This is a genomic window from Herbaspirillum robiniae (assembly GCF_002213415.1).
Classification (GTDB): Bacteria; Pseudomonadota; Gammaproteobacteria; order Burkholderiales; family Burkholderiaceae_D; genus Herbaspirillum; species Herbaspirillum robiniae.
The window spans coordinates 141,880-155,875 of the sequence record NZ_NJGU01000002.1 but is presented as its reverse complement, the minus strand read 5'-3'; the positions used below and the strand labels follow the sequence as shown (position 1 = coordinate 155,875).

Sequence of the window (13,996 nt, the reverse complement as noted above, 5' to 3'; positions counted from 1 at the left end):
GCAGCTTGAACCCGCAATGGTCAAGGCTTGCAAGCAACCTGTCGTCCTGACGAAAGTCAGAACCCAGTGTCGTTTGTCGCGCTTCGACGGTGGTCGATCAAAGCGAAAAGAATGGGATCGAGCAGGGAAGCGCCAATGCCTGGAAAAAACCGCGCCTCCCGGCCCCTTATATATAAGACAGAAGAACGCCGCCCTACAACTCGCCCCAGATCGCATTGAGCGCCGCCATGGCCGCCATGCCTGCCGTCTCGGTGCGCAGCACCCGCGGTCCCATGGTCAGCATCAGGGCGCCCTGGGCGCAGGCGAGCTGTTCTTCTTCCTCGTTGAAGCCGCCTTCGGGGCCGACCATCAGGGTCACGGCCTGCGGCGGATGGTGGCGCGCCCAGCCCGACAGCGGCTGCTCGCCGCGCGGCGAGAGCAGGATGCGGCGGTGCAGGTCGCTCTGGCCGATCCAGCGGCGGAAGTCCGAAACCTCGCCCAGGTGCGGCAGGCGGTTGCGGCCGCATTGTTCGGCGGCGGCGTGGACGATGCCCTGCCAGTGCGCCTGCTTCTTTTCGGCGCGCTCGCCCGACAGCCGCACCACGCAGCGCTGCGCGGCCAGCGGGACGATGGCGGTGGCGCCCAGTTCGACCGCCTTTTCCACGATCCAGTCCATCTTGGATCCCTCCGGCAGCGCCTGGGCCAGCGTGAGCGCATAGGGCAGCTCGGCCTCGCGCGGGGAAAAGGTCTTCACTTCGGCGTGGGCGCGCTTCTTTTCCACGGCGCTCAGCGTGGCGGTGTACTCGCCGCCTTCGCCGTTGAACAGCGTCAGATGCTCGCCCGGCTGCATGCGCAGCACCTGGATGTGGTGCGCGATATGCTCGGGCAGGGCCAAGGCCGATCCTACGCTCAAGGCTTGCGGGCAGAAGAAACGGGGCATGGTCAGGTCCTGGGTCTGGAGAATACGTTTTCATGCCGCCAACGGCGGCGGCCCTGAATTTTAATCCCGGCGGCGCTCTCTGGTAAAATATGGCCCCGCACAACCTCGGCAGTCCGGGGTCTGTGCCTGATCCGATTTGTTTCGATCTGCAGCACCGGAGCCGGCTGCACAAGTGCTTTGGCTCCCGAACCAGGTTTATGCGCCCACCGGCGCCTCCAGCAACTCTCTGACACCAGACATGATTTCCACTCTCCCCACCGACAAGATGGCCAACGCGATCCGCGCGCTGGCGATGGACGCCGTTCAAAAAGCCAATTCCGGACACCCGGGCATGCCGATGGGGATGGCTGAAATCGCTGTCGCCCTGTGGGCCAAGCACTACCGCCACAACCCGGCCAACCCGCAATGGGCCAACCGCGACCGCTTCGTGCTGTCCAACGGCCACGGCTCGATGCTGCAGTACGCGCTGCTGCACCTGACCGGCTACGACCTGTCGATGGAAGACATCAAGGCCTTCCGCCAGCTGCACTCCAAGACCGCCGGCCACCCCGAAGTGCACATCACCCCGGGCGTGGAAACCACCACCGGCCCGCTGGGCCAGGGCATCACCAACGCGGTGGGCATGGCGCTGGCCGAGAAGCTGCTGGCCGCTGAGTTCAACAAGCCCGACCTGGCCGTGGTCGACCACTACACCTACGCTTTCGTCGGCGACGGTTGCCTGATGGAAGGCATCTCGCACGAAGCCTGCTCGCTGGCCGGCGTGCTGAACCTGTCCAAGCTGATCGTGCTGTACGACGACAACGGCATCTCCATCGACGGCCACGTCGAAGGCTGGTTCAAGGACGACACCCCGAAGCGTTTCGAAGCCTACGGCTGGAACGTGATCCCTGGCGTGGACGGCCACAGCGTGGAAGCGGTTTCGGCCGCCATCCACCAGGCCAAGCTGGCCGACAAGCCGACCCTGATCTGCTGCCGCACCGTGATCGGCAAGGGTTCGCCGAACCTGGCCGGCACCGACAAGGTGCACGGCGCCGCCCTGGGCGACAAGGAAATCGCCGCCGTGCGCGAAGCGCTGGGCTGGACCTCGGCCCCGTTCGAGATCCCGGCCGACGTCTATTCCGCCTGGGATGCCAAGGCCACCGGCGCCGACTTCGAAGCCAACTGGCAGCAACTGTTCGACGCCTACGCCGCCAAGTACCCGAGCGAAGCCGCCGAGCTGCTGCGCCGCCTGAAGGGCGAGCTGCCGGCCGCGTTCGACGCGACCGTGGCCGCCTACATCAACTCGACCATCGAGAAGAAAGAAACCATCGCCACCCGCAAGGCCAGCCAGAACGCCATCCAGGCCTATGCGCAGGCGCTGCCGGAGTTCCTGGGCGGCTCGGCCGACCTGACCGGCTCGAACCTGACCAACTGGAAGGAATCGGTGGCCGTGCGCGCCGACCAGGCCGGCAACCACATCAACTACGGCGTGCGCGAGTTCGGCATGAGCGCGATCATGAACGGCATCGCCCTGCACGGCGGCTACCTGCCGTTCGGCGCGACCTTCCTGACCTTCTCCGACTACAGCCGCAACGCGCTGCGCATGGCCGCGCTGATGAAGGCGCGCTCGCTGTTCGTGTTCACCCACGACTCGATCGGCCTGGGCGAAGACGGCCCGACCCACCAGTCGGTGGAGCACGTCTCCAGCCTGCGCCTGATCCCCAACCTGGACAACTGGCGTCCGTGCGACACCACCGAAACCGCGGTGGCATGGGCCCACGCCATCAAGCGTAACGACGGTCCCAGCACCCTGATCTTCTCGCGCCAGAACCTGCCGTTCCAGGAACGCACCGACGCCCAGGTCAAGGACATCGCCCGCGGCGGCTACGTGCTGCGCGACGCTCCGAACGCCAAGGTCGTGCTGATTGCCACCGGCTCCGAAATCGAGCTGGCCACCAAGGCCGCCGATGCGCTGACCGCCGAAGGCATCGCCGTGCGCGTGGTGTCGATGCCGTCGACCGACGTGTTCGACCGCCAGGACGCCGCCTACAAGGCATCGGTGCTGACCCGCGGCGTGCCGCGCGTGGCCATCGAGGCCGGCGTGACCGATTTCTGGTACAAGTACGTGGGCCTGGAAGGCGCCGTGGTCGGGATCGACACCTTCGGTGAATCCGCCCCGGCCGGCGTGCTGTTCAAGCACTTCGGCTTCACCGTCGAGAACGTCGTGGCCAAGGCCAAGGCCGTTCTGGCCTGAACCGGACCGCGCACAGATGACTGAAGCAGGCAAAGGCCAGCCGGCGGCCGACGAAGTGGTGTTCCGCCGCGCCCGCCCGGGCGATGCGGCCTCGATCGCCGGCGTGCGCATCGACGCATGGCGCGCCAGCTACCGCGGCCTGGTGCCGGACAGCTACCTGGACCACCTGAAGCCCGAACAGAGCGTCAAGATGTGGGAGCAGGTGCTGGGCGCGTCTTCGGACGCGGCCTGCACTTTCGTGGCCGAAGCCGGCGGCGAGATCATCGGTTTTGCCTCCGGCATGACGGTGGCCGACAGCCGTTTCGGCTGCGATGCCGAACTGACCGCGATCTGCGTGCTGCCCGACGAGCAGCGCCGCGGCCTGGGCAAGCGCCTGCTGGCCAACGTCGCGGCCACCCTGATCAGCGCCGGCGCCACCGGCCTGATGGCGTGGGTGCTGGCCAAGAACGAAGGGGCGCGGGAATTTTTCTCGGCGCTGGGAGCCGAACAGCTGTTCGAGCAGACCTTCACCTGGGACGACGGCAGCGAGATCGACGAAGTGGGCTTCGTCTGGCGCAAGCTCAGGGCCTGAGCGCGGCCAGGCGGGCAGATGCAGCAACGGCAAGAATAAAGAAGTGAAGAAGGCCGGAAAAGACGGACAAATGGCCGGGCCGAAGACGGTGCGTCGTGTAGCCTGCAGGGCAGGCCGGCTTTCCGGCAAGACCGATTTGCATTGATTTTTTTGATACCTTAAGGAGAAGAGCATGGCAATTCGCGTTGCAATCAACGGTTATGGCCGCATCGGCCGCAATATCCTGCGCGCCCACTACGAAGGCGGCAAGAAGCACGACATCGAGATCGTCGCCATCAACGACCTCGGCGACCCGAAGACCAACGCCCACCTGACCCAGTACGACACCGCCCACGGCAAGTTCCCGGGCACCGTGTCGGTGGACGGCGACTCCATCGTGGTCAACGGCGACCGCATCAAGGTGCTGGCGCAGCGCAACCCGGCCGAGCTGCCCTGGGGCGAGCTGGGCGTGGACGTGGTGCTGGAATGCACCGGCTTCTTCACCACCAAGGAAAAGGCCAGCGCCCACATCAAGGGCGGCGCCAAGAAGGTGATCATCTCCGCTCCGGGCGGCAAGGATGTGGACGCCACCGTCGTGTTCGGCGTGAACCACCAGGTGCTGAAGGCTTCGGACACCGTCATCTCCAACGCATCGTGCACCACCAACTGCCTGGCGCCGCTGGTGCAGCCGCTGCATGAAAAGATCGGCCTGGAAACCGGCCTGATGACCACCATCCACGCCTACACCAACGACCAGGTGCTGACCGACGTTTACCACGAAGACCTGCGTCGCGCCCGTTCGGCCACCCAGTCGATGATCCCGACCAAGACCGGCGCTGCCGCCGCCGTCGGCCTGGTGCTGCCGGAACTGAACGGCAAGCTGGACGGTTTCGCCATCCGCGTGCCGACCATCAACGTCTCGCTGGTCGACCTGTCCTTCGTGGCATCGCGCGACACCACCGTGGATGAAGTCAACGCCATCCTGAAGGCCGCTTCGGAAGCCGGTCCGCTGAAGGGCATCCTGACCTACAACACCGACCCGCTGGTTTCGGTGGACTTCAACCACAACCCGGCATCGTCCAACTTCGACGCCACCCTGACCAAGGTCTCCGGCCGTCTGGTGAAGGTTTCGTCCTGGTACGACAACGAGTGGGGCTTCTCCAACCGCATGCTGGACACCACGGTCGCGCTGGCAACCGCAAAGTAAGACCCGCCGATACCGGTTTCCGGGTGCTCCGGAAGCCGGTATCGACAATTTCGGGGCTGATTCGGCTTCTTTTCCTCGGATGCAAGCTTGCTTGCGCCGGTGAAAATATGTCATCAGCCTGCAAAAGATCGAAAGGCTGTTGCGATCCCCTGGATTGCAATGGCCTTTTGTCCATCTGCGGCATTGCATTTGATGCAACATCGCGCAGCACATAAGAGCAACCGCATCCACACGAGGGACGTAATGTCAGCAACGTCATTCCAGGCGCGCCGCCTGATCGCCAACCTGGCCCTGATGGCCGCCGTCACGCTGTCGCTGTCGGCCTGCGATTACATCAGCAGCTTCACCAAGCCCAAGCAGACCCCGGAAGAGGCCAAGGCCGAAGGCATCGCGCTGGGCGCCGGCTGCCGCCAGGCCGGCCAGACGCTGGAAGATTGCTACCAGCGCAATCCCGAGGCCCTGAAGGCGGGCATCTTCGCCGGCTGGAAGGACATGCACGAATACATGGCCGCCAAGGGCATCCAGACCGTGACGCCGCCTCCGCCGCCGGCCGAACCGGCCAAGGACGACAAGGACGCCAAGGGCAAGGACAGCAAGGACGCCAAGGACAGCGACCGCAGCAGCCGCTCGCGCGATCGTGACCGCGATCGCGACAGCAGCCGTTCGCGCGATCGCGACAGCTCCTCGGCCAAGGACAGTGCTTCCAAGGACAGCGCCGGCGACCGCCGCGCCAGCCGCGAAGAGAAGCAGCCGCCGAAGTATTGACGCCAGCGGCGAGCCGATCAGGCTTGCGGCTGGGCTTCCCAGCCGGTAACATCTGTAAATGCCCCGCATGCGGGGCGTTTTTACATCAGCCGGCAGGGGGAACGCCGGCAGCCGGTTCGTGGCGCGCCGCAGGCGCCAGCGCCATGCCGGCCCAGAATAATCAAACATATGACTACACAGTTGACGCAACTGCCTCCGGCCATGCCGGAGCACGTGCCTGAGACCGCCTTCGGCATCTGGTTCCTGCGCACGCCGACCTGGACCCTGCACGTGCTGGAACGCGCGATCAAGGATCTGGAGCGCCTGATCCCGGCGCGCCGCGCTTCTTATCCGGTGGTGGCCGACGTCGGTTGCGGCTGGGGCCGCTCGCTCAAGAAGCTGCACGAGCGCTTCGCTCCGCAGCGCCTGATCGGCATGGATATCGACCCCGACATGATCCGGGCCGCGCAGGCCGAGGTCGACGGCGAAGGCGTCAGGGCCGAATTCATCCAGTGCTCCAGTTCGCAGATGACGCTGGAAGACAATAGCGTGGACCTGCTGTTCTGCCACCAGACCTTCCATCACCTGATCGAGCAGGAAGAAGCGATCCGCGAGTTCTACCGGGTGCTCAAGCCGGGCGGCATCCTGCTGTTCGCGGAGTCCACCAAGCGCTACATCCATTCGTGGATCATCCGCCTGCTGTTCCGCCATCCGATGGAGGTGCAGAAGACCGCGGAAGAGTACCTGGCCCTGGTGCGCAGCGCCGGTTTCCAGGTCGCGCCGGAATCGGTGTCCTACCCCTACCTGTGGTGGAGCCGCGAAGACCTGGGCATCATGGAGCGCGTGTTCGGCATCAAGCCGCCGGCGGTGCGTGAAGAAACGCTGATCAACCTGGTGGCGGTGAAACCGGCCGCCTGAGATCGCCCGGGCAACTGCGGCGGCACAATGAAAAACGGGATGCGCCTGTCCGGGCGCATCCCGTTTTTCATGAGACGTGGTGGCGAGCTCAGCCGAACACCAGCTCCCACAGCCGGATCACGCAGGCGCGCTCGTGCTCGACGCGCTCGGCGTCGATATGGGCACGCTCCGAACCCTGCAGGCGGATCTGGTGCTGCAGCTTGCGGAAGATGCGATAGGCGTTGGCGGCCTCGTCTGCCAGCGGCGCGTCGATCAGGCCCAGCCGCGCGGCCAGCTTCAGCAGCGCGATGTTGCCGATGTCGCCGGTCAGTTCCGGATGCTCGGGGGCGTAGCGCAGCACCAGGTACTGGACCATGAACTCGACGTCGATCATGCCGCCTTCGTCGTGCTTCAGATCGAACATCGTGGTGCGGTTGGGATGGGCGTCGCGCATGCGGCGGCGCATCGACAGCACTTCTTCCTCCAGCTTGCCGTAGTCGCGCGGCAGGCGCAGCACGCGCTCGCGCAGCGCCTCGAAGCGCTCGCCGATGGAGGCGTCGCCGGCGCAGAAGCGCGCGCGCGTGAGCGCCTGGTGCTCCCAGATCCAGGCCGAGTTGAGCTGGTACTTCTCGAACGCCGACAGCGGCGACACCAGCAGGCCGCTGGCGCCGTCCGGGCGCAGCGCGATGTCGATGTCGAACAGCGTACCGGCCGGCGTGTGGCTGGTCATCCAGGTGATGAAGCGCTGCGCCAGCTTGGCGTACAGCGCCGGCGCTTCCTGGTCGTCATCGTCGTACAGGAACACCACGTCGAGGTCAGAGACGTAGCCCAGCTCCTTGCCGCCCAGCTTGCCGTAGGCGATCACCGCGAATTGCGGCACCTCGCGGTGACGCTGGGTGATGGTCTGCCAGACCGCGTTGATGGTGGCCTCGACCAGGATATCGGCCAGCGCGGAGAGCTCGTCGGCCAGCTTCTCCACCGACAGGTCGCCTTCCAGGTCCTGCGCCAGCAGGCGGAACAGCTCGGCGTGGTGCAGTTCGCGCAGGATGTCCATCTGGCGCTCGGTGTCGCCGGGGGCGGTGTCGAGCTGGCGCCGGCAGTTCTCGGCGAAAGCCTTCCAGTCGGAGTCGGCCTTGAGGTTGCGGTCGTCCAGCAGCTCGTCCAGCAGGATGGGGTGCTGGGTCAGGTAGGTGGCGGCCCAGCCGCTGGCGCCGATCATGCGGATCAGGCGCCGCATGGCGTGCGGATATTCGGTCAGCAGCGCCAGGTAGGCTGCGCGGCGGGCGATGGCTTCGAGGAAGTCGAGCAGGCGGCCCAGCGCCGGCAGCTGGTCGTAGTTGAGCGCGGCGATCAGCGGCAGGGCGGCGTTGATGACGGTGTTCAAGCGATTGCGGCTGGCCTCGGGCAGGCTTTGCATGCGCGGCGATTGCCAGGTCAGGTGCAGTCGCTTGGCGCCTTCGGCGATGTCGGCCTCGGGGAAACCGACCAGCCTGAGCGCGTCGGTCAGGCCTTCCAGGCCGTCGCTGTCGGACACGCCCGGCGTTTCGGCTTCGGCCTCGCCGGATTGCTTGTCGTTGAAGATCTCGTCGAACTGCGCGGCCACGATGCGGCGGTGCGCCTCCAGCGCATGCAGCAGGGCGTCGCTGTCGGCCAGGCCCATCATGTTGGCCACCGTCAGCAGGTCCTCGGCGCTCACCGGCAGGGTATGGGTCTGGGCGTCTTCGAGGTACTGCAGGCGATGCTCGAGGTCGCGCAGGAAGGTGTAGGCGGCCAGCAGCTGGTCCACCACCTCCGGCGCCAGCAGGTTCTTGGCGGCCAGCGTGCGCAGCGTGGTGCGGGTGGAACGGTCGCGCAGCTCGGGGTCGCGTCCGCCGCGGATCAGCTGGAACACCTGGCTGGTGAATTCGATCTCGCGGATGCCGCCGCGGCCCAGCTTGACGTTGTTGCTGCGGTCCGGGTGCAGCGCCTCCTGGCGCTTGACCTCGGCGCGGATCTGGCCGTGCATGGAGCGCAGCGCGTCGATCGAGCCGTAATCGAGGTAGCGGCGGAAGATGAAGGGGCGGCTGATGTTTTCCAGCGCGGCGATGTCCTGCGCGTCGCCGGTCAGCGCGCGTGCCTTGGTCCAGGCGTAGCGCTCCCATTCGCGGCCCTGGCGCACCAGGTATTCCTCGACCATGTTGAAGCTGGCCACCAGCGGGCCGGAGTTGCCGTTGGGGCGCAGCGCCATGTCGACGCGGAAGGTGAAGCCGTCCTCGGTGATCTCGGAGAGCGCGCCGATCAGCTTCTTGCCGAGGCGCACGAAGAACTCGTGGTTGGAGAGCTGCTTCTGGCCGTCGCCGACGCGGGTGTCGCCGTCTTCCGGATAGACGAAGATCAGGTCGATGTCGGAGGACACGTTGAGCTCGCCGCCGCCCAGCTTGCCCATGCCCAGCACGATCATCTGCTGCGGGCGGCCGGATTCTTCGCCGATGGGCACGCCGTACAGCGCGCCTTGTTCTTCCATCAGCGCCGCCAGGTGCGCCTGCACCGCGAAGTCGGCGAACTCGGTCATGGTCGCCACCACCTCGGCCAGGTCGGCGCGGCTGGACAGGTCGCGCTCGATGAGGGTGCACACCACCAGGTTGCGCAGGCGACGCATGGCGGCATTAAGCGCCAGGCCGGCGTCGAGGTCGGCCTGCAGGCGGCGCTCGAAGAAGGCGCGATCCATCGGCCGCGCGGCGGCCTCGGCCACCAGCGCCGGGCGAGCGGCGTCGGCCTGGGTCCAGCGGGTGAAATAGCGCGAGGCGCCGGCGTCGACGAGGGAATGGGTCGGATCGGGCATAGGGATCAGGATGGAAAAGATGTCCGGTGCAGGTGTAAAAGAAGGAAAACGGGGCACAAAACAGGTTCAGCGCCGGCATGTTGCGGCCGACAATAAGCTGCGCCTGACGCCGCGCTGACGAATTGACCGCCGATGGGCGATTCTATCGCCTGTTTTTAAACTTATCGCAGGTTTTGTCCCTCATAGCAGCTTGCGGCGGATGGTAAGCCCCAGTTTTCCATGCGATCATGTCATCCGCGCGAATTATTTCATACTGAGCAGCCAATTCACCCTGATGTCCCAAGAACAACATAACGCCGCACCCAAGCCTGGCCGTTGGGCGCTGTGCTGGCGGATAGTGCGGGGCACCTACTTTCGCCTGAACCGGGCCAGCCACCACGTACTTGGCTTCACCTTCAAGCTGCTGCTGGCGGCCTATTTCGTCTTTTGCGCGCTGTTCCTGGGCCTGCGCTACCTGGTGCTGCCCGAAATCGGCCATTACAAGCCGCAGATCGAAAAAGCCGCCTCCAAGGCCATCGGCCGCGCGGTATCCATCGACGCCATCGACGCATCGTGGAACGGCCTGCGGCCCCAGCTTTCGCTGGACAACATCACGGTGCACGACGAGGCCGGCGCGCCGGCGCTGACGCTGCCGCGGGTATCGACCACGCTGTCCTGGAGCAGCGTGCTGGTGGCCGGGCTGCGGCTGGAGAACCTGACCATCGAGCAGGCCGACCTGGCGATCCGGCGCGATCCCGCCGGCAAGCTCTTCGTGGCCGGCATCCCGGTGCCGGCCGGCGGCGACGGCAGCACGCTGGAGTGGCTGCTGCAGCAGCGCGAGATCGTGATCCGCGGCAGCAAGCTGCGCTGGAACGACGAGTTGCGGCAGGCGCCCGAGCTGGAGCTGGACGACGTCAACCTGGTCCTGCACAACCGCTGGCTGCGCCATCGCCTGGCGCTGCACGCCATTCCGCCCGAAGCCTATGCCGCGCCGCTGGATGTGCGCGCCGACTTCAGCCACCCGGCCTTCGCCGGCCGCGTGTCCGACCTTACGCGCTGGAAGGGCACGCTGTACGCCGACCTGCAGCGCACCGACCTGTCGGTCTGGCGCGCCTATTTCGACTATCCCATCGACATCACCAGCGGCAGCGGCTCGGTGCGGGCCTGGCTGGCGCTGGACCATGCCAAGGTGGCCAACTTCACGGCCGACCTCGGTTTGTCGGACTTCAGCGCGCAGCTGTCCAGGCAGCTGGAGCCGCTGAACCTGAAGCGCGTCAGCGGCCGCGTGTCGGCCAGCGAGAGCCTGGGCGCCACGCCCGAGGACGGCGTGCCGACCTTCGGCGCCAACGGCCACAAGGTTACGCTGACCGATTTTTCCATCGAGATGCCGGACGGTTTCGTGCTGCCGCCGACTTCGGTTTCCGAGAGCTATGAGCCGGCTACGCCGCTCAAGGCCGAGCGCACCAGCGTCAAGGCCACCCGCCTGAACCTGGAGACCCTGTCGCAGCTGGCCGCCCGCCTGCCGCTGGCGCCCTCGCAGCGCAAGCTGCTGGACGACCTGGCGCCGCGCGGCGAATTGCAGGACTTCACCGTGCAATGGCAGGGCACCTATCCGGAACTGACCTCGTACCGCATCCAGGGCCGCTTCAACGGCCTGGGCATGAAGGCGCAGGCCCGCCATGTCGAGACCCGCAAGCCCACCCTGCAGCAGAGCGCGCCGGCGCAGTGGGCCGGCACGCCGGGCGTGGAGAACCTGTCGGGCGAGATCGACGCCAACGAGAAAGGCGGTTCGGTGCGCCTGGATTCGCAGAAGATGGCCGTGGCGCTGCCGGCAGGCATGTTCGCCGAGCCCAGCCTGCCGTTCGACAGCCTCAAGGCGCAGGCGCGCTGGCAATACCAGAAGGACCAGACCCTGCTGTTCGAACTGGACGACATGCAGTTCACCCAGCCCGGCGTGGCCGGCCGCCTGCACGGCAAGCACCTGATGCCCCTGCAGGGCAAGTCGACCGGCACGGTCGACTTCAGCGGCGAGCTGTCCACCTTCGACATCAAGGCGATCCGCCGCTACTTGCCGCAGCACCTGAGCGAGCCGCTGCGGCGCTGGCTCACCGAGGGCCTGGTGGACGGCACCATGCGCGACGTGCAGGTGAGCATCAAGGGCGCGCTGGCCGATTTCCCGTTCCACACCGCCAGGCCCGGCGACAAGCCCAAGGGGCAGTTCCTGGTCAGCGGCGACTTCGACGGGCTCAAGCTCAACTACACGCCGGGCCACCTGAACAAGGAGGGCAAGGAGCCGGAGTGGCCGCTGCTGGAAGAAGGGCGCGGCAAGTTCAGCTTCGACCGCGCGCGGCTGGAGATCAAGGCCGACAGCGCCAGGAGTCTGGGCGCGAAGCTGGGCCCGGTGACGGCGCGCATCGCCGACCTCGAGTCGCATGATGCGGTGCTGGAGATCGACGGCGTGGCCACCGGTCCGATGCCGGCCTTCCTGCAGTATGTGAACCAGAGCCCGGTGGCGCGCTGGACCGGCAACTTCATGGAGCAGGCCAGCGCCACCGGCGACGGCCGGCTGGAGCTGAAGTTCCAGATGCCGTTGCACCATGCGATCGAGACCAAGGCGCAGGGCGCGTTCCAGTTCGCCAACAATGACGTCGACCTGCTGCCCACGCTGCCGGTGCTGTACCGCGCCAACGGCAAGGTCGAGTTCAATGAGCGCGGCTTCACCCTCAACGGCGTGCGCGGCGTGTTCCTTGGCGACGCCGTAGCGATGACCGGCGGCACCCAGGCCGACGGCAGCAGCCAGGTGCGCCTGAACGGCGCCATCAATATCGAGGCGCTGCGCAAGCTCTATACCGAACCGTCGCTGCAACGCCTGCTGGCGCGGCTGTCCGGCGGCGCGCGCTATACCGCGTCGGTGCTGGTGCGCCAGCACCAGCCGGAAGTGATCGTCGAGTCGAGCCTGGCGGGCCTGGGTTCGGAGCTGCCGGCGCCGCTGAAGAAGGCGGCGCAGGACAGCCTGCCGATGCGCTTCGAACTGATGCCCGCGCCTTCTTCCGACCCGCTGATCGAGCGCGAAGATATCCGCGTCGCGCTGGGGCCGAACATCGCCTCGCGCTACCTGCGCGAGAAAGTCACCGGCAAGGCCGAGGACTGGCGCGTGATCAGTGGCGGCATCGCGTTCAACCAGCCGGTGCCGTCGCCGTCCTCGGGGCTGAAGCTGGCGCTGGCGGCGGACAGTTTCGATCTCGACGCCTGGCAGGCTTTCAAGGCGGAGATCGTCGGCAAGGAGGCCGCGGGCGGCGCGCCGCAAAGCAAGCTGGGCAGCGGCGAGATCACCCAGTACCTGGAGCCGGATGCGGTGTCGGCGCGCGTGGGCGAGCTCACGCTCAACGGCAAGAAGCTCAACCTGCTCACGCTGGACGCCACGCACAGCAAGAACAGCTGGCAGATGAAGCTCGACTCGCGCCAGGCGTCCGGCAACATCACCTGGGACGAGCCGGGCGGCAGCCGCGGCCCCGGCAAGGTGACGGCGCGCCTGTCGTCGCTGGTGGTGCCCAAGGGCAGCAGCGGCAATGCCGGCAATGCTGACAATGCGCAGGCAGGCCAGGCCGCGGGCGGCGATGCGCAGATGCCCGCGCTGGACATCCGCGCCGAGCAGTTCGAACTGGGCGGCAAGCAGTTGGGCCGGCTGGAGCTGGACGCCAACAACATGCTGACCGCGGTGGGCCGCGAGTGGCGCATCAACCGCCTGGTGCTGGCCAACGACGACGCGCAGTTCCGCGCCGCCGGCAACTGGCTGGCCTTCGGCAACAACAACACCTCCAACATCACCTACGCGCTGGACATCAACGACGCCGGCAAATTGCTGGAGCGCTTCGGCTATCCGGGCACGATCCGTGGTGGCCGCGGCAAGCTGGACGGCGACCTGAGCTGGAAGGGCCTGCCGTATGCGATGGACATGGCCAGCCTGTCGGGCCAGGTGCATGTGGACGTGCATTCCGGCCAGTTCCTGAAGGTCGACCCGGGCGCGGCCAAGCTGTTGGGCGTGCTCAACCTGCAAGCCTTGCCGCGCCGCCTGACGCTGGATTTCCGCGACGTCTTCTCGGAGGGCTTCGCCTTCGACAACGTGGTCGGCACCGCCGCCATCAACCGCGGCATCGCCACCACCGACAACCTGAAGATGACCGGCGTGACCGCCTCGGTGCTGATGAACGGCTCGGCCGATATCGCCAGGGAGACGCAGGACCTGCATGTGGTGGTGATCCCCGAGATCAACCTCGGCACCGCTTCGGTGGTGGCGATGGCGGTCAACCCGGTGGTCGGCGTGGGGACCTTGCTGGCGCAGCTGTTCCTGCGCAACCCGGTGATGAAGTCGCTGACCTTCGAGTACAAGGTCACCGGCCCCTGGAGCGACCCGATCGTGGTCAAGCAGGGCCAGGTGTCGGCGGTGGGCTCCGACCGCGCCCGCGAGCTGCTCGACAAGGACAAGCTCCTGCCCGGCCTGCCGACCCTGCCGGCGTTGCCGGCTGCCCCGGTCGCGCCTGCTGCGGCGCCGGGACGCCGGCAGGATGTCGGGCCGGCGATCAACAGCGGCGCCTGAGCTTTCGCAGATGCGGCGCAGCGCCGGCCGATCTGCGCGATACTTGGAT

General features: G+C 66.7%; 8 protein-coding genes. 6 read left to right on the top strand and 2 right to left on the bottom strand.

The window, feature by feature from the left end:
• Positions 1–193: 193 nt before the first annotated feature.
• Entirely contained in the window at positions 194–919 is a 726-nt protein-coding gene (locus CEJ42_RS05665) for a 16S rRNA (uracil(1498)-N(3))-methyltransferase (RefSeq protein ID WP_079215829.1), read from the bottom strand.
• Positions 920–1,157: 238 nt separating this feature from the next.
• Between CEJ42_RS05665 and tkt the strand changes: the two genes are divergently transcribed.
• The 5 genes from tkt (at position 1,158) to CEJ42_RS05640 (ending at position 6,571) form a co-directional block, all read left to right on the top strand.
• Entirely contained in the window at positions 1,158–3,152 is a 1,995-nt protein-coding gene (gene tkt, locus CEJ42_RS05660) for a transketolase (RefSeq protein ID WP_079215828.1), read from the top strand.
• Positions 3,153–3,168: 16 nt separating this feature from the next.
• On the top strand, positions 3,169–3,723 hold the full coding sequence (locus CEJ42_RS05655; protein ID WP_079215827.1) for a GNAT family N-acetyltransferase: 555 nt from the start codon (positions 3,169–3,171) through the stop codon (positions 3,721–3,723).
• Positions 3,724–3,895: 172 nt separating this feature from the next.
• The gene (gene gap / locus CEJ42_RS05650) at positions 3,896–4,909 is read left to right on the top strand and encodes a type I glyceraldehyde-3-phosphate dehydrogenase (RefSeq protein WP_079215826.1); all 1,014 of its coding nucleotides are present in this window, start codon (positions 3,896–3,898) and stop codon (positions 4,907–4,909) included.
• Positions 4,910–5,152: 243 nt separating this feature from the next.
• The gene (locus CEJ42_RS05645) at positions 5,153–5,674 is read left to right on the top strand and encodes a hypothetical protein (RefSeq protein ID WP_088750308.1); all 522 of its coding nucleotides are present in this window, start codon (positions 5,153–5,155) and stop codon (positions 5,672–5,674) included.
• A 168-nt stretch (positions 5,675–5,842) separates the two neighbouring features.
• Positions 5,843–6,571: a class I SAM-dependent methyltransferase gene (locus tag CEJ42_RS05640; protein ID WP_088750307.1), complete on the top strand. Its 729-nt coding sequence runs from the start codon at positions 5,843–5,845 to the stop codon at positions 6,569–6,571.
• An 88-nt stretch (positions 6,572–6,659) separates the two neighbouring features.
• Here CEJ42_RS05640 and glnE read toward each other — a convergent pair whose 3' ends face one another.
• A complete protein-coding gene (gene glnE, locus CEJ42_RS05635) occupies positions 6,660–9,371 on the bottom strand; it encodes a bifunctional [glutamate--ammonia ligase]-adenylyl-L-tyrosine phosphorylase/[glutamate--ammonia-ligase] adenylyltransferase (RefSeq protein WP_088750306.1) in 2,712 nt (903 codons plus the stop codon).
• 274 nt (positions 9,372–9,645) lie between these two features.
• Between glnE and CEJ42_RS05630 the strand changes: the two genes are divergently transcribed.
• Positions 9,646–13,947: a YhdP family protein gene (locus CEJ42_RS05630; RefSeq protein WP_088750305.1), complete on the top strand. Its 4,302-nt coding sequence runs from the start codon at positions 9,646–9,648 to the stop codon at positions 13,945–13,947.
• The last annotated feature ends 49 nt before the right edge of the window (positions 13,948–13,996 follow it).